10 protein-coding genes are annotated in these 13188 nt (G+C 55.1%); 5 read left to right on the top strand and 5 right to left on the bottom strand.

Going from position 1 to position 13188, the window contains the following annotated elements; all coding sequences use genetic code 11:
- Positions 1-201: 201 nt before the first annotated feature.
- From L248_RS04935 to L248_RS04945, 3 genes are all read right to left on the bottom strand, one after another.
- The gene (locus L248_RS04935; RefSeq protein ID WP_022528999.1) at positions 202-2382 is read right to left on the bottom strand and encodes an ATP-dependent Clp protease ATP-binding subunit; all 2181 of its coding nucleotides are present in this window, start codon (positions 2380-2382) and stop codon (positions 202-204) included.
- 199 nt (positions 2383-2581) lie between these two features.
- Positions 2582-3007, bottom strand: coding sequence for a type II toxin-antitoxin system death-on-curing family toxin (locus tag L248_RS04940; protein WP_022529000.1), 426 nt, complete (start codon positions 3005-3007; stop codon positions 2582-2584).
- Positions 3004-3258, bottom strand: coding sequence for a hypothetical protein (locus tag L248_RS04945; protein ID WP_040534975.1), 255 nt, complete (start codon positions 3256-3258; stop codon positions 3004-3006). The genes L248_RS04940 and L248_RS04945 overlap by 4 nt, the downstream gene beginning before the upstream one ends.
- 181 nt (positions 3259-3439) lie before the next feature.
- Between L248_RS04945 and L248_RS04950 the strand changes: the two genes are divergently transcribed.
- Both L248_RS04950 and L248_RS04955 read left to right on the top strand, forming a co-directional pair.
- A complete protein-coding gene (locus tag L248_RS04950; protein WP_022529002.1) occupies positions 3440-4834 on the top strand; it encodes an amino acid permease in 1395 nt (464 codons plus the stop codon).
- Positions 4835-4920: 86 nt separating this feature from the next.
- Positions 4921-5421: a thiol peroxidase gene (locus L248_RS04955; protein ID WP_022529003.1), complete on the top strand. Its 501-nt coding sequence runs from the start codon at positions 4921-4923 to the stop codon at positions 5419-5421.
- Positions 5422-6262: 841 nt separating this feature from the next.
- Here the strand turns inward: L248_RS04955 and L248_RS15080 are convergent.
- Positions 6263-6976 (bottom strand): hypothetical protein, encoded by a 714-nt coding sequence (locus L248_RS15080; RefSeq protein WP_051999864.1) that lies wholly within the window; start codon positions 6974-6976, stop codon positions 6263-6265.
- 296 nt (positions 6977-7272) lie between these two features.
- On the opposite strand from L248_RS15080, the gene L248_RS04970 reads away from it, so the two are divergent.
- Positions 7273-8157, top strand: coding sequence for an Rgg family transcriptional regulator (locus L248_RS04970; protein WP_040534980.1), 885 nt, complete (start codon positions 7273-7275; stop codon positions 8155-8157).
- Positions 8158-8459: 302 nt separating this feature from the next.
- Positions 8460-10211: a pyruvate oxidase gene (spxB, locus tag L248_RS04975; protein ID WP_022529006.1), complete on the top strand. Its 1752-nt coding sequence runs from the start codon at positions 8460-8462 to the stop codon at positions 10209-10211.
- A gap of 128 nt (positions 10212-10339) precedes the next feature.
- On the opposite strand, the gene L248_RS04980 is transcribed toward spxB, so the two are convergent.
- Positions 10340-11194: a fructosamine kinase family protein gene (locus L248_RS04980; protein WP_022529007.1), complete on the bottom strand. Its 855-nt coding sequence runs from the start codon at positions 11192-11194 to the stop codon at positions 10340-10342.
- Between the two features lie 178 nt (positions 11195-11372).
- Between L248_RS04980 and alsS the strand changes: the two genes are divergently transcribed.
- Positions 11373-13052: an acetolactate synthase AlsS gene (gene alsS / locus L248_RS04985; protein ID WP_022529008.1), complete on the top strand. Its 1680-nt coding sequence runs from the start codon at positions 11373-11375 to the stop codon at positions 13050-13052.
- Positions 13053-13188: the final 136 nt, after the last annotated feature.

A 13188-nucleotide genomic window follows, 5' to 3' on the forward strand; every position in this document is an offset into this window, starting at 1 on the left:
CACTTTTTCTCCCCGAACGCAAAAAAGCCCCGCCGCTTGGCAGTCTCCAAGCGGCAGAGCTTTTACGGCGTGACGTTATGGCAGCTGATGACGTTTCGGCATTGTCTAAGCGGCTGCCCCGGTGAGCCGCCGCGGACTGGCCGGAGCAGTACCCATCATAGGGACAACACCCAGTATCGTCATCAACGTACCGTGACCAGATTACTTAGCGCCGACAGGTTCACCCTGCGCGGCCGGCTGACCGCTAGTCGGCGTGCCTTTCTCACTGACCGGCGTAATCACGATCGTCCCGTCCTGCAGGGCAGCGTGCAGGTGCTTCACGTCCGTGTGATCCAGGTAGTAATCCGTGACCTTGTCGAGGATCTGGGATTCGATGACCCGGCGCAGCGGACGAGCGCCCATGGCTTCGTCATAGCCCTTGGCAATCAACCAGTCCTTGGCTTCGGCAGTGACCGTCAAGGTGATGTGCTTGCGGCCCAGAATGCGGCCGACATCGGCCAGCATCAAGTCAACGATTTGGTGCAGATCCTTCTTAGTCAGGTGGCTGAATTCCACGATACCGTCGAAGCGGTTCAAGAATTCAGGACGGAAGTAAGGCGCGATGCGAGTCATGATGTCTTCGTCTTTCTTCCCGGTCTTGGCCAAGGCCTCGTTACCGAACCCGGCGTTGGACGTGGCAATGATGATCGTGTTCTTGAAGTTGACCACATTGCCTTGGCCGTCCGTCAAGCGGCCGTCATCCAGCACTTGCAGCAGGAGAGTGATGACTTGCGGGTCGGCCTTCTCGATTTCATCCAGGAGCACGATGGAATACGGATTGCGGCGGACTTGTTCAGTCAGTGTATTGCCGTTGTCTTCGTAGCCCACGTAGCCTGCGCTGGTCCCAATCAGTTTAGAAACGGCGGTGCGGTCGGAATACTCACTCATATCCAAGCGGATAATGGCGTCCTTGCTGCCGAACATATCCAGTGCTAGCTGCTTGGCCAATTCGGTCTTGCCGACACCAGTGGGACCGACGAACAGGAAGGACCCGATCGGCCGGTTGCCGCTGGCAAAGCCGGAACGGCTGCGGCGAATGGCCCGCGCGACCATGTCCACGGCCTCGTCTTGGCCGATGACCTTGCCCTTCAGGCGCTTCGCCAGGCCTTGAAGACGCTCAATGTCGTTGGTGGACATTTGCTGAACAGGAATCCCGGTGAGCCGCTGAACGGATTCAGCCACATCGTTGGGTGTCGCCACGGCCTCGACCTGCTTGCCGTCGTTATCCAGCTGCTTCTGAATCTTGTCGGCTTCCGCCTTGGCTTTGGCCGCGGCCTTGTAATCCTCTTTCTTGGCGGCAGCGTCCTTTTCTTGCTGAACTTCCTTCAGCCGTTTCTCCAAAGCCACCTTATCCGTCACCGGATGTTCAGCAGCCAAGTGGGCAGCGGTCATGTCAATCAGGTCAATGGCCTTATCGGGCAGGGAACGCTGCGGAATGTACTGAACGGAATAATCAACGGCGGCCTTGAGCACGTCATCCGGCAATTGAACGTGGTGGTGCCGTTCATAGAGCTTACGGACACCCTGGAGAATCTTCACGGTGTCTGCCTTGCTCGGCTCGTTCACGGTGACGTCATTGAACCGGCGGGCCAGCGCGGCATCCTTCATGATCGTGTTGCGGTACTCGTCCTGGGTCGTCGCGCCAATGACGGTGATCTCGCCCCGGCTCAGAGCCGGTTTGATGATGTCCGCCAAGCCCTTGCTGCCGTTATCCTCGCCGCCGACGGAGCCGGCACCAAGAATTTGCTGGATTTCATCGAAGAACAGAATAACGTTGCCGGCGGCTTTGACTTCCTTGATCAGATTCTGAATGTTCTGCTCGAAGGAGCCGCGGTACTGCGTGCCGGCTTCCAGGTTAGAAATGTCGATGGACCAAATCTGCTTGTCCTTGACCGCTTCCGGAACATCGCCCTTGACGATGGCTTGCGCCAGGCCCTCGACGATGGCGGTCTTGCCGACCCCGGCATCACCGACCAAAATCGGGTTGTTCTTGGTCCGTCGGCTGAGAATCTCGGCCGTTTCTTGAATTTCTTTATCTCGACCAATCACCGGATCAAGCAATCCGTCCTTGGCTTCCTGGGTCAAGTTCGTGCCCAGTTTCTCCAAGATGCCGCCCTTCTTCTTGGCAGTCACCTTGCCGTCATTGACCGGGATATTACTCTCTTCACCGGTGGGCATTTGCCCGGTCGCCCGGAATTGGGCGAACTGATCCGGTGTCAGCTCGTGCCCGTTCACGACGTACCGCGCGGACTGGCCTTGCCCCATTTGGTGCATGACTTGATTGAAGAAATCATCCATATCGTTGTGGAAGAAATCATCATTGTTATTGAAATCGTCTGCCATAATACATACCCCCTAAAACTCGCTTAGACAATGGTTTTTTACGTTTGCTGAGAATGGCTGATGACCACCGCTGCGGTGTTCCCTCATCAACCAACTATTAGTATATACCACTTCTGTCACTCTGTAAAGTTAAGTGCTAATTTCTTGTGCACAAAAAGGCAGTCTGCGGTTGGGCAGACTGCCCTAAAGTGTCCGACGACTACTTGGTGATTGACTGGCTGTGGGCCTTTAACCATTCCGCCGTCGTCAGCATGACCTCTTCGGAGTCCTTCTCAGTCGTGACGTACAGAACGAAGCGAATCCCCTCTTCTTCATCTTGGACCAGGTCGAATCCATTCACGTGCAGAAAGGCAGCGGCGGCGGCTAAAGCGGTTCGCTTATTACCGTCAGTAAAGACGTGTTTCTTCGTAATTTTCTGTAAAATGTAGGCCGCCTTCAGCCATACGGTGGGATACATCTCTTCCCCAAAAAGGGTCATTTGCGGCTGTGTCACAACCAAATCCAAACCGGGCGGATACTGCACACCGCCGCCAGTTTCCCCAGCAGCCTGCAAGATCCACTGATTAATCGCCACGAGATCGGCTTCTGTGGGGTAAACAAGGTCGTTCTTCCGGTCTCCGCTCATAGGTCCTTCAACCGTTCCATCATAGATTCGTTCTTGTGATAATAAGCCTTCGCCGCATCTAAGAACGTCGGATTCACCTGCGGCTTCTTCCGATACGTGATGGTGCTGCCATCGGGTGAGATGGTCTTCTCAAAGACCGTATTCAAATCAGCGTGCAGCAGCTCCTTGTCCTTCTTGGTCAGGCGCAGACCATAAGAATTGCCGCTCTTGAACATCTTGGCCTCGCCCTGCAATTTTGTTGAGTCAAGCATGGCATATCCCCTCTTTCTGTGTATTTACATTATACGATACTGTTAATACATTCCACAAGGGTTTGGTTTGTCTTGCGCCAGCAGTGAATTCAATTCACCTTCCCCTGAGCAATGTGAACTACCATATTGTTACAGCAGGGTTACAATAGAAAGGAACACTTTTGAGAGGGGATTTTTCTGTATGGCGCAACAACCTGCCACGAACGGTACCGACCACATGAAACGCAGCCTGCGCAACCGCCATGTCCAAATGATTGCCATCGGCGGGACGATCGGTACTGGGCTCTTCCTGGGATCAGGGACGACCATCCACCGCACCGGTCCCTCCATTATCCTGGTGTACGCCGTCCTGGGCATCTTCATGTTCCTCATGATGCGGGCACTGGGCGAAATGCTTTACGAAGACCCGAACCAGCATACGTTCGTCGCCTTCATTTCTAAATACGTTGGTGAAGGGGCCGGCTTCTTCGCTGGCTGGAGTTACTGGCTGGGCCTCATCTTTTTGGCGATGGCCGAGCTCACCGCCATCGGCCGCTACATTCAATACTGGTTCCCCACATGGAACGCGAGTCTCATTCAACTCGTCTTCTTGATCATTCTGACGGCGACTAACCTGATTGCCGCCCGGGTCTTCGGTGAGACGGAGTTCTGGTTCGCGATGATCAAGATCGTCGCCATCCTGGCCCTGATTTTCACCGGCATCATCATGGTCGCCACCGGCTTCAAGACCCCCAGCGGCCATATTGCCAGCTTCGGTAACATCGTTGACCACTTCCAGCTCTTTCCCAATGGCGCGTGGCAGTTTTTGGGTGCGTTCCCCATGGTTTTCTTTGCCTTCCAGGGCATCGAGTTCGTCAGCATCACCATCGGCGAGACCGCTAATCCCCGGCAGGTGCTGCCCAAGGCCATCAACCAGACGATTTACCGTATCCTGATCTTCTACATCGGCGCCATCATCATTATTATGTCCATTAACCCTTGGCGAGAAATCAATCCGTTGCAGAGTCCCTTCGTTCAGGTCTTCGCGCTGGCCGGTTTGAAGGGTGCCGCCGGGATCATCAACTTCGTCGTGCTGACCTCGGCCGCCTCGGCTTTGAACTCGGCCATTTTCTCCGCTGGCCGCCATCTGTATCAGATCGGCCGGGAGGGGCATTCAAAGGAAGACAGCCGGGTCACGGAGATTTCTTCCTCCGGCGTACCGGCTCGGGCCATCTTTTCTTCCTCCGTCATCATGCTGCTGGCGCCGGCCTTGGCGATGATTCCCCAGATCAAGGACGCCTTCGAGTTCATTACCAGCTCATCTAGTGACCTGTACATCCTGGTCTACGCGCTGGCCATGGTCGCCCACTACCGTTACCGCCATTCGCCGGATTACATGGCAGACGGGTTCAAGATGCCCGGCTTCCCGGTGACGAACATCATCACCATCATCTTCTTCGTCTTCATCTTCTTCACCCTCTTCATTAACGCCGACGCGCGCGTTCCTGCAGCCGGGGCGATCATCTGGACGATCGTCTTCGGGACCTTCAGTTATCGCAAGTTCAGAAAGGCCGATGCGGCCAAAGATGACTTGTAACAAAGGCGTAACGATTGGCTCTTCCATTTATCCTGGAACGTGTTACAATGGGCGCTAGCTAAATTCGAAAGGGGCTACGATTATTCATGCAAGTCACACGTAATGGCGCACCAGTCGCTGTACTTGGCGAACCAATTCGGCGGGGGGCATTGCTGCCGAAATTCACAGTGACGGATGCGCACGGCGCGTACTTCACCACGGCCATGATGATTGGCCGGCCGGCACTGATCAGTGTTGTACCGGACATCAACACCCGGGTCTGCAGCATTTCCACTAAGAAGTTCAATAAGGAAGTCGATCAATTCCCTGGGATCAACTTCTACACCATCTCCACGAACCCCGTCACCGAGCAGCTGAACTGGTGCGCGGCCGAGGGCGTGACGAAGATGCAGATGCTGTCCGACTCTGAAGGGTCCTTCGGTCGGGCGATGGGCTTGCTGGTCCCCGAGAGCAACGTACTAGTCCGTTCTATCTTCATCATCGACGCCAACGGCAAGATCCGTTACGAAGAATTGGTGGACGAACAGACCCACGAACCGGACTACGATGCGGCCCTATCCTTCCTGGAGACGCATTTTCACGATTAACGTTGATTCATCAATATATTAAAAGAGAGAGGTTACCGCCTAAGTTCTACAGGCGATAGCCTCCCTCTTTCTATTGCAGCGGGTTCATCCAGTCAGCAGGCAGAGCACAAATCAAATGATTGGGTTCATTGTGATGTGACTTTCCTTAGCATTCAGGTATCCCGAAAGTGCCATCCTGCGTTTTATAACTCGCGCCGGCTTGAATACGCACAACCGGCTTTGTCTTCGGCGACAATGGCATCACTGTTTGAAAAGACATCTTTTCAAGCATTCTTTGATTCACGATTTATGCTGGTGGAACGTAACAATTGCCCACAGGATCAGTCGGTAGACACCGTAAATCAGAACGAGCCAAACAATACACATAGTCACAATTTGGTAAAGTGGCTGATTTAGAATGGAAATAATCAATAGCCCTGCGACTGCAATTATTAGGATTAAAGTGTTTAGCTTACCATTCATAGGATCCCCTCTTTCGTAACTCTTTGGCCGATAGCGAAGCCTATACCAGTACGTCTCAACAGTTGCTAACAAGTTGTTCCAGTATATGACGAGAGTAGGTGGATTATTCCTTTGCAAAGATATTGCTGGTCAATAATCTAATACCCGACAATGAACGGGCAACATCGTTGACTCCAAGAGCTCAAGCTGAGGCCTTTTGGAAAACAAAGAAGAGAATTGTCCCAAGGAATGGAAATACCCACTCTGTCATGATAGACTTCTTGTCTCACACAAATCGACTTGGCCGTTCTGAATAGAAAGCCAAGCCGATTTTGCGTTGTGCCAGTAAGAAAAACCGGCACAGATCGTTATCGCGCTACGCTAGCAATGCCTCTAGCTGTTAGTACTTAACAGCTGCAATACCGGAGATGCCAATTCGAATCCCCTTCTTGTGAGCCGCTGCATTCATAAGCGCGGATGCAATAGCCCCGGCACCAAAGAAGCCAACCACTGCACCAACAATCGTCCCAGCACCAGGAACTACGGACATTGCTGCGCTTAAGGCTGCAGCGATTGCTGCAGGTCCCAAAACAGCAACGCTACCGACAATGCCCTCAACTTCCATGAAAGAGAGGTAGAGATTGCCACCTTTGATATAAGCTCGAGTTTGTGCCTCATCGTTAAATTGATCCGATCCTGCGTTGTAGTTACCGACGATCTCTTTCAAAAGAGACAGATCTGCATCGGTAAGACCATATGCACGCTTTAACGCATCGTCCGTCGCCGTCAGTTCTAGGTGGTGTCCCAACAAAGCAAAGTGTGTTCCCACTTTGCGAATCAAGGCTACGCGCCGCTGGGCTTCAGCGGTGTAATCGGCATGAATATCTACATTCTTCTTGGGATTAGCCAATGCCTCAGCGATTTGCTCAGGAGACCATTGATCCACATCGTTTCCACTCTGTAGAATCATGGTGGGCGCTCCCGCTGGTGCAGTACTAGGGATTGGCTCCGCTGTCGTCGCTGCTGCTTGCACAGCCGATGTCGTTGCAGGTAACAGGGCGGCAAGGGCGAGCGCTGTCAAGCTTGTGTATAAACCAACCTTAATCTTCAACATGGTGAATCTCCTCCTTCTTTTTTACCCCCAAGTGCATATTACCTCACAGGATTGAAAGATCTACAGATTTTACAATCCTAATACCCCACTTGTGTTGTGCAGAACCCAGTGCGGTACTATCGCATATTCACAATTCCTGATTTTACAGGCAACACATAGCTCTGACCGCCAACATCTCGCTCTCGCACAGGTAATGGCACAAACACGTTGGCAAGTAGTACAATAGTCAAAGCACCATGGATGAGCAATTTAACCATATTCATCACACCACCCCATTCTACCAGGAGGCTAAATTTATGGACGACATTTCCGGCGAAATATTCCACAGTTTTCGGGTGACTGACCGAAAACTATCCGTCGCTCAAGTGGCAAATGGCATCATGAACCAATCGTCTCTTCGACGCTTCGAAAAGGGTGATACCTCTCCGTACTGGGTAACCGTATTGCCTTTGTTGGAAAGACTTCGCATCGCACCTTCTGAATTCTTTGCACGCACGGAGGGATTTGGTCAAACGGACACGGCAGCCTTCTACAGTAGGGTTACTCATGCTTACAACCGTAAAGATACTGTCCTATTAGACCAGATGTTGGCCACTCGCCGAGTACCAAATCCTCAAGAGTCAGCCACACTGCCATTTGACCACGTCGATCGCATCACCATTCAAGCTGCCATTGCCATGTTACAAGGTGCAACTCTGCCAAAAGAGGAAACAGAGTTTATCGTGTCTTACTTGCACAGCCAGCGAACATGGTTCTTTTACGATCTGAACATGTTGCGTTTTATCCCTGGTCTTTTACCACATGACGATCTTGTTTGGCTAGCTCAGAACCTTTTTAGTCATGCATCAGCCTACATCAATGTGTTGAATAATGCTGATCTTACAGCCGATACAGTTTTGAACATCGCCACAAGTCTCATCACTGTGTCCCAAGATTACGATGAGGCTGAACGCCTGCTAGCCTCCTCACGCCGTGAAGACGCGTTGAAGGGAAAACTTGATTTTTCTGTCCATCGAAAAACTCTTGAGGCTGCCCTGGTTTTTCATCGCGGTGATTTGGCCACTGCAATGAATCTTTACCGACGCATTCTAGATGCATTGGACCTTTTTGACGCTGACTGGGACGCGCAACAAGTCACTACCATGTGGCCGCTTTTAATCGGGAAACGAGAGGAACCATAACCTGTTCTTATCAGCTGTTCATCCCCCTTCTTGACTCTAGGATAACTGTAGCAGATTTAATTCGGCAAAGAAAGCGATTACGCACAAGCGCACGGCTATTTACTTTAGCCTTTTTTAAGCCCTGTATTCATCACTATTCACGTGCTTTCCGTTTTGGTTGTCGTGCATCCGTGCATGCGGTTCGACCAAACATATTTCTTCACCCAAGCTAACCCTTACGGTCGTCCAGTGAGCATATTCCTTGAGCTTCCCCAGATTCGGCCTATCATGACCCCCAGAAAGAGTTTAGAGGGGGTTTTAACATGGCAGATACGATCAATGCCGGCGTAGCGGTACTTCGGACTTTGGAGAGCTGGCACGTGGACCATATTTACGGTATCCCAGGCGGTACCTTTAACAACATGATGTATGCACTGGATGCGGAGAAAGAACGGATCAAATACATTCACGTGCGCCACGAGGAAGTCGGTGCACTGGCCGCCGTGGCGGATGGCAAGCTGACGGGGCATATTGGGGTCGCCTTCGGTTCCGCCGGCCCCGGCGCCACCCACTTGTTCCAAGGGGCTTATGACGCCAAGATGGATAAAGTACCGACACTGTTCCTGGTCGGCCAAGTGGAGCAGCGGTTCATGAACATGGATTTCTTCCAGGAACTGGACGAGGATCCGATGTTCCAGGATGCAGCAGTGTACGCCCGCACCGTGACCACGGCGGCGACGCTGCCCCACATTATTGATGAAGCCATTCGGCGGGCCTTCGCCGCCCACGGACCGGCGATCGTGATCATTCCGAACGACTTGCCGGGGCAGGACATTCCCGCCAACGGTTATTACAGTTCGGCGGCTAACTTTGCCCGACCGCGGCTGGCCGCCGGTTCAGACGAGCAGGTGGACGCCGCACTAGCATTGATCAAGGCGGCCCAGAAACCCGTCATGTACGTTGGTCAAGGGACCATCGGGGCCGCGGCCACGGTGGAGGCCGTGTCTGAAAAACTGCAGCTGCCGGTGATCACCACTGCCTTAGGGAAAGAAATCATTCCGTACGAGTTCCCGGCTCTGTTGGGTTCGGCTGCCCGGGTGGCGTCAAAGCCGGCCAATGAGGCGTTGCGGGAAGCCGACTTGATCATGTTCGTCGGCTCGAATTACCCGTTTGCCGAGGTCATGTTCAACAAACAGGCTAAGTTCATCCAAATCGACAGCGATCCGAAGATGCTGGGCAAGCGGCACCACGCCGACGTTGCCATCTTGGCGGACGCTCCCAGTACGCTGCAAAAGCTTCTGGACCGCAGCACTGCTACTCCGGCGACCGGCTGGTATGCGGCCAACAAGGCGAACGTGGCCAACTGGCACCAGTATAACGACCATATGATGAACCGGACGGAGGGCGCGTTGCGGTTCGAGCCGGCCTTCAAGCAGATCAACCGAATTGCCAAGGATGATGCCATTTTCGCCATCGACGTGGGCGACGTCACCCAGAACTCAGTCCGACTCCTCAAGGTGAACGGTAAGCAGCCGTGGATCACCTCCGGTCTGTTTGCCACCATGGGCGTCGGTCTGCCCGGCGCCATGGCCGCCCAGCTGAGCTATCCCGGCCGGCAAGTCTTCAACCTGACCGGTGACGGGGCCGCCGCCATGGTGATGCAGGACTTGAACACCGAAGTCCGCTATCATCTGCCGATCATCAACGTGGTCTTTTCTAACGATGCCCTGGGGTATATCGAAGATGAGCAGGAAGACGACGGTCACGAATGGTTCGGTATCGATATGCCGCCCTTGAACTTCGCTGAGATTGCGGATGGTCAAGGGATGACGGGTATCACAGTGACCAAAGTGTCTGAATTAGCCCCGGCCTTCGACCAGGCGCTGGCGGTCAGTGCCAAGGGGGCACCGGTCCTCATTGACGTGAAGATCACCAACGAGCGGCCCATTCCTGTGGAGCATCTGCAGCTCGACCCCGCCCGCTTCGACGCAGCCACTATCGCCGCCTTCAAGAAGCGTTATTACGCAGAAGATTTGATTCCGCTGAGTACCTTTGAAGCCCAGCAGCAAAACTAACTAAAAAACGAATCAGCCGCCGGCATTGCTGCCCGCCGGGGCTGATTCGTTTTTTTACTTCAACTGTTTTTGAGCGGCCGCAGGAATATCGTGCCACGCGACTTCCGCCCAATGACGGACGTCACAGACTAACGGCTGAGGGCGGCCAGCTCGCTAGCGACACTGCTGGCATACATGGCCCCGAACTTGTTCAGGTGGACCATGAGATAATAGAGACGGTAAACGCGAATGCGGTCCTGCCAGCCGGCGGCCAGCGGATAAGTATCCTGGTAGCCTCGGTAGAAACGGTCATTGAAGCCGCCGAAGACGGTGGTGACGCCGATATCCAGCTCACGGTCGCCGAACAGCGCCAGGGGATCGATGAGCACCGGCTGGCCCCGGGCGTCAAACATATAGTTGCCGCCCCACAGGTCGCCGTGGAGCAGTGCCGGTACCGGGGGATGCGCCGTAAAATGAGCGCGCAGCTGGTCTGTTAAGCGGGCAAAAGGCGTGTTCCATGCCGGCTGCCACAATCCCTTGGCCCGGATGGCGGCGGCCAGCCCGTCCAGCCGCCGGTCCACGAACAGTTCCGCCCAGTCCTTGGTCCAGGCGTTGCTGAAGGAGATTTGGGCGCCGGTGTACGGATAATCGAAGCCGTACATGCCGTTGGGACTGGTGTACTGGTGCATTTTCGCCACCATCTGACCCAGTGCGTACTGGTCCCCGCTGCCCGCTTCGATGTAGCTGATGATCAGGTAGGCATCCCCGGCAATCTGCCCGTTGGCGATCACCCGGGGCGCGTTGATCCCCGCTTTCTCAAATAGGCGCAAGCCGGCGATCTCCCCCGCGTAGAAATCCTGTCCCCGACCGGGCTGAACGAGAAGAAAGACCGTGTCCGCAGACGTCACCACCCGAAAAGCGGCATTGACATCACCGCCGCCCACCGGGGTAATGCTGGTCACGGTGACCGGCAGCTGAGCCAGCCAGTCTTGGGTTAAATGCATAGATAGCAGCTCCTCTCTTGCTTCCCTTCCAGTTTACCATGCGGTTTGATGCCACAAATATGTAACAGTTAATTGTGCTGTTTTACACGCAAATACAGCATTTTCTTCCCTTGACGAATACAGTTCTAAGCGTAAAATGATACACACGTGCTGCAACCAAAGAAAGAGGGACTCCCCATTGTCTGATACGACTTACCGCGGCGCCGACGCTATCGTCGACAGCCTCATCAACCATGATGTCCATTACGTATTCGGTCTGCCCGGCGCCAAAGTCGACCGGGTCTTCGAGGTGCTGGCCCACGCCGACCTGCCGAAGAAACCGCAACTGATCGTTACCCGCCACGAGCAAAACGCCGCCTTCATCGCCGCCGGCATCGGCCGCATCACCGGCAAACCGGGGGTCGTATTGACCACCTCCGGCCCCGGGGCCGGCAACCTGGCTTCGGGCTTGGTCACCGCCACCGCCGAGGGCGACCCGGTGCTGGCGATTTCTGGTCAAGTGCCCCGGGCGGACCTGCTCCGCTTGACTCACCAAAGTATCCGCTCGGCGGCCTTGATGGAACCTGTCACCAAGTATTCCGTCGAAGTTCAGGAACCGGAGAATCTCTCCGAAGTCATCGCCAACGCTTACCAGGCGGCGGATTCATCGAAGCAGGGAGCCAGCTTCATCAGTGTGCCCCAGGACGTCATCAACGCCCCGGTGAAGAATAAAGTCATCAAGCCGCTGATTCCGCCCACGCTGGGACCGGCCTCCCCGGCCGAGACGACGCTGCTCGCCCAGCAGATCAAGACCGCCCAGCTGCCGGTCCTGCTGCTGGGCATGCGGGCCTCTTCTCCGGAAGTGACCGCCGCCATCCGCAACATCCTGGCAGAATCCGACCTGCCCGTCGTGGAGACCTTCCAGGGCGCTGGCATCATTTCTCACGACTTAGAAAAGAACTTCTTCGGCCGGGTCGGCTTGTTCCGCAACCAGCCGGGGGACATGTTGCTGAAGCGCTCGGACCTGGTGATCACCATCGGCTACGACCCTATCGAGTACGAGCCGCGCAACTGGAACGCCGAAGGGGACGCGCGCATTATCGCCATCGATGACGCCGCCGCCCAGATTGACCAGCACTTCCAGCCGGAGAAGGAACTTGTCGGCGACATTGCCCAGACGCTGGACTTCCTGCTGCCTTACATGCGCGGCTACCAGCCGGCAGACAACGCCAAGGAGTACCTGGACACGCTGCGGGAGAAGCTCCAGGCCCGGGACGTGCCGCCTGCGATCCAGGCCGGCCAGACCACCTCGCACCCCCTGGCCATCGTTCAGGCCCTCCAGCACCACGTGACCGACGCGATGACCGTCACCGTGGACGTGGGTTCCCACTATATCTGGATGGCTCGCCACTTCCGCAGTTACGAACCCCGCCACCTCCTCTTCAGCAACGGCATGCAGACGCTGGGCGTGGCCCTGCCCTGGGCGATTGCAGCGGCTCTGGTACGGCCGAATACCCAGATTGTCTCCGTGGCCGGCGACGGCGGCTTCCTCTTCTCCGGCCAGGAGCTGGAGACAGCGGTGCGCCTCGGCTTGAACATCGTCCAGCTGATCTGGAATGACGGCGGCCACTACGACATGGTCAAGTTCCAGGAGGAGCTGAAGTACGGCCAGGCCGCCGGCACCGACTTCGGGCCGGTGGATTACGTCAAGTACGCCGAGAGCTTCGGCGCCACCGGCCTGCGGGTCGATGCGCCGGAAGATCTGGACGCGGTCCTGACCAAGGCGTTTGCCACCAAGGGCGTGGTACTCGTGGACATCCCTGTCGATTACAGCGATAATAAGGCATTGGGAGAGTCTTTACTGCCGGATCAGCTGTAATGTGTGAGAAAGGCGCTTCCGGGCGCTTTTTTTCGTGGGATGGGAAAAGGATTCTTATCCCTCTGGGGAGGAATTGATTCGCGAGGCCCGGCGATTTGGGCCCTCCGGCTGGCTGGGCGTGGAACGCCATGGGCAC

Source organism: Schleiferilactobacillus shenzhenensis LY-73 (assembly GCF_000469325.1).
GTDB classification, from domain to species: Bacteria; Bacillota; Bacilli; order Lactobacillales; family Lactobacillaceae; genus Schleiferilactobacillus; species Schleiferilactobacillus shenzhenensis.

What these genes read in the sequence shown, in the direction of transcription:
- spxB (WP_022529006.1), top strand. Translation starts at nt 8,460, where the DNA reads ATGGCAGATACGATCAATGCCGGCGTAGCGGTACTTCGGACTTTGGAG.
- L248_RS04935 (WP_022528999.1), bottom strand. Translation starts at nt 2,382, where the DNA reads ATGGCAGACGATTTCAATAACAATGATGATTTCTTCCACAACGATATG.
- L248_RS15080 (WP_051999864.1), bottom strand. Translation starts at nt 6,976, where the DNA reads ATGTTGAAGATTAAGGTTGGTTTATACACAAGCTTGACAGCGCTCGCC.
- L248_RS04950 (WP_022529002.1), top strand. Translation starts at nt 3,440, where the DNA reads ATGGCGCAACAACCTGCCACGAACGGTACCGACCACATGAAACGCAGC.
- L248_RS04980 (WP_022529007.1), bottom strand. Translation starts at nt 11,194, where the DNA reads ATGCATTTAACCCAAGACTGGCTGGCTCAGCTGCCGGTCACCGTGACC.
- L248_RS04970 (WP_040534980.1), top strand. Translation starts at nt 7,273, where the DNA reads ATGGACGACATTTCCGGCGAAATATTCCACAGTTTTCGGGTGACTGAC.
- L248_RS04955 (WP_022529003.1), top strand. Translation starts at nt 4,921, where the DNA reads ATGCAAGTCACACGTAATGGCGCACCAGTCGCTGTACTTGGCGAACCA.
- L248_RS04940 (WP_022529000.1), bottom strand. Translation starts at nt 3,007, where the DNA reads ATGAGCGGAGACCGGAAGAACGACCTTGTTTACCCCACAGAAGCCGAT.
- L248_RS04945 (WP_040534975.1), bottom strand. Translation starts at nt 3,258, where the DNA reads ATGCTTGACTCAACAAAATTGCAGGGCGAGGCCAAGATGTTCAAGAGC.